1 protein-coding gene is annotated in these 720 nt (G+C 74.6%); it reads left to right on the top strand.

Annotated elements, in window-relative coordinates; genetic code table 11:
* Nucleotides 1-720: MFS transporter (locus tag ABD774_RS21560; protein WP_345045844.1), on the top strand; the 720-nt coding region annotated here is incomplete at both ends.

Below are 720 nucleotides of genomic sequence, written 5' to 3'. Positions count from 1 at the left end.
GACCCTCGCGCAGATCTTCAGCGCCCTGGGCAACGGGTCCACCCTGGCGCTCGGCTCGATCCTCGCCGTCGACCTGTCCGGGAACGAAGCATTCGCCGGCACAACGACCACAGCGCTGACCCTGGCGCCTGCCCTCCTGGCGGTACCGCTCTCGGCCCTGGCGGTGCGACACGGACGTCGCACCGCCCTCACCGCCGGGCTGGCGGCGGCGACCCTGGGGACCGCCCTCATCGTCGGCGCGACCGTCTGGCGACTGTTCCCGTTGCTGCTCCTCGGCGCCTTCCTGGTCGGCGTCGCCTCGGCGGTGAACCTGCAGGCCCGGTTCGCCGCCACCGACCTGGCACGTCCCGAGCACCGTGGGCGGGACCTCTCCCTGGTGGTGTGGGCGGTGACGATCGGTGCCGTGGCCGGCCCGAACATGGTCGTGCCGGGCGCAGCCCTGTCCCGGCTCGTCGGCCTCCCCGTGGAGGCCGGTCCGTTCCTCATCTCCGGTGCAGGCATGGTGCTCGGTGCCGTCCTGCTGCAGGTCGGTCTGCGGCCGGACCCTCTCCTTCTCCGCCAGGCGCTCGACGCCGCGCCGTCGACGGCCCCGTCGGTCCCCGCAGCTGCCGGTCGCGCTGTGACCGCCCGCCCCTCGGTCCGTGACGGCTGGGGCGCCGTCCGGGGCTCGACCCGGGCTCGTGCGGCGCTGACGGTACTGCTGGCCGCGCACACCGCGAT

This window comes from Georgenia daeguensis (assembly GCF_039537705.1).
Lineage (GTDB): Bacteria > Actinomycetota > Actinomycetes > Actinomycetales > Actinomycetaceae > Georgenia > Georgenia daeguensis.
The sequence above is the reverse complement of the archived record's forward strand: the minus strand, read 5'-3'. Positions and strand labels throughout refer to the sequence as shown.